Origin of the sequence: Rhizobium pisi, assembly GCF_003938655.1 — a bacterium.
Classification (GTDB): Bacteria; Pseudomonadota; Alphaproteobacteria; order Rhizobiales; family Rhizobiaceae; genus Rhizobium; species Rhizobium pisi.
Genome location: NZ_RJJT01000050.1, coordinates 1 through 2,500, shown reverse-complemented (window position 1 = coordinate 2,500; position 2,500 = coordinate 1). Strand labels below are relative to the sequence as shown.

The window sequence follows — 2,500 nt, the reverse complement described above, 5'->3', positions numbered from 1 at the left end:
CAGTGGCAATTGTGATTAAAGTGGAACGCTCTGGAAAGTGCGGCCGTAGTGGGTGACAGCCCCGTACGCGTAGATATCACGATTGTCCTAGAGTAGGGCGGGACACGAGAAATCCTGTCTGAACATGGGGAGACCACTCTCCAAGCCTAAGTACTCGTGCATGACCGATAGCGAACAAGTACCGTGAGGGAAAGGTGAAAAGCACCCCGACAAGGGGAGTGAAATAGAACCTGAAACCGGATGCCTACAAACAGTCGGAGCCTGAAAGGGTGACGGCGTACCTTTTGTATAATGGGTCAACGACTTAGTGTAACAAGCAAGCTTAAGCCGGTAGGTGTAGGCGAAGCGAAAGCGAGTCTGAATAGGGCGATTTAGTTTGTTGCATTAGACCCGAAACCGAGTGATCTAGCCATGAGCAGGTTGAAGGTTGGGTAACACCAACTGGAGGACCGAACCCGCATCTGTTGCAATAGATTGGGATGACTTGTGGCTAGGGGTGAAAGGCCAATCAAACTCGGAAATAGCTGGTTCTCCGCGAAATCTATTTAGGTAGAGCGTCGAGCGAATACCCCCGGGGGTAGAGCACTGGATGGGCTATGGGGACTCACCGTCTTACTGATCCTAACCAAACTCCGAATACCGGGGAGTACTACTCGGCAGACACACGGCGGGTGCTAACGTCCGTCGTGAAAAGGGCAACAACCCTAACCTCCAGCTAAGGTCCCCAAGTCATGGCTAAGTGGGAAAGGATGTGAGGATCCCAAAACAACCAGGATGTTGGCTTAGAAGCAGCCATCATTTAAAGAAAGCGTAACAGCTCACTGGTCTAAATAAGGGTCTTTGCGCCGAAAATGTAACGGGGCTGAAGCCATGCACCGAAGCTGAGGATGTGTAGCAATACACGTGGTAGCGGAGCGTTCCGTAAGCTGATGAAGGGAGACCCGTGAGGGCTCCTGGAGGTATCGGAAGTGCGAATGTTGACATGAGTAACGATAAAGAGGGTGAGAGACCCTCTCGCCGAAAGACCAAGGGTTCCTGCTTAAAGTTAATCTGAGCAGGGTTAGCCGGCCCCTAAGACGAGGCGGACACGCGTAGTCGATGGGAACCACGTTAATATTCGTGGGCCTGGTGGTAGTGACGGATTGCACAAGTTGTTCATTCTTATTGGATTGGATGGGCAGCGGAGCGGTTCCAGGAAATAGCTCCACCGTATAGACCGTACCCGAAACCGACACAGGTGGTCAGGTAGAGTATACCAAGGCGCTTGAGAGAACTATGTTGAAGGAACTCGGCAAATTGCACGCGTAACTTCGGAAGAAGCGTGACCCCATGGTAGGCAACTATTGTGGGGTGGCACAGACCAGGGGGTAGCGACTGTTTATCAAAAACACAGGGCTCTGCGAAGTCGCAAGACGACGTATAGGGTCTGACGCCTGCCCGGTGCTGGAAGGTTAAGAGGAGAGGTGCAAGCTTTGAATCGAAGCCCCAGTAAACGGCGGCCGTAACTATAACGGTCCTAAGGTAGCGAAATTCCTTGTCGGGTAAGTTCCGACCTGCACGAATGGCGTAACGACTTCCCCGCTGTCTCCAACATAGACTCAGTGAAATTGAATTCCCCGTGAAGATGCGGGGTTCCTGCGGTCAGACGGAAAGACCCCGTGCACCTTTACTATAGCTTTACACTGGCATTCGTGTCGGCATGTGTAGGATAGGTGGTAGGCTTTGAAGCGGGGACGCCAGTTTCCGTGGAGCCATCCTTGAAATACCACCCTTATCGTCATGGATGTCTAACCGCGGCCCGTCATCCGGGTCCGGGACAGTGTATGGTGGGTAGTTTGACTGGGGCGGTCGCCTCCGAAAGAGTAACGGAGGCGCGCGATGGTGGGCTCAGACCGGTCGGAAATCGGTCGTCGAGTGCAATGGCATAAGCCCGCCTGACTGCGAGACTGACAAGTCGAGCAGAGACGAAAGTCGGTCATAGTGATCCGGTGGTCCCGTGTGGAAGGGCCATCGCTCAACGGATAAAAGGTACGCCGGGGATAACAGGCTGATGACCCCCAAGAGTCCATATCGACGGGGTTGTTTGGCACCTCGATGTCGGCTCATCGCATCCTGGGGCTGGAGCAGGTCCCAAGGGTTTGGCTGTTCGCCAATTAAAGCGGTACGTGAGCTGGGTTCAGAACGTCGTGAGACAGTTCGGTCCCTATCTGCCGTGGGTGTAGGAATATTGACAGGATCTGTCCCTAGTACGAGAGGACCGGGATGGACATATCTCTGGTGGACCTGTTGTCCTGCCAAGGGCATAGCAGGGTAGCTATATATGGACGGGATAACCGCTGAAGGCATCTAAGCGGGAAACCCACCTGAAAACGAGTGTTCCCTATCAGAGCCGTGGAAGACGACCACGTTGATAGGCCGGGTGTGGAAGTGCGGCAACGCATGAAGCTTACCGGTACTAATAGCTCGATCGGCTTGATCGTTCTCATTGACTATGCTCATC

General features: G+C 53.5%; 1 rRNA gene (cut by a window edge). It reads left to right on the top strand.

Going from position 1 to position 2,500, the window contains the following annotated elements:
• Positions 1-2,480: ribosomal RNA gene (locus EFD55_RS32680) — 23S ribosomal RNA — on the top strand; it begins 398 nt to the left of the window's first position.
• The last annotated feature ends 20 nt before the right edge of the window (positions 2,481-2,500 follow it).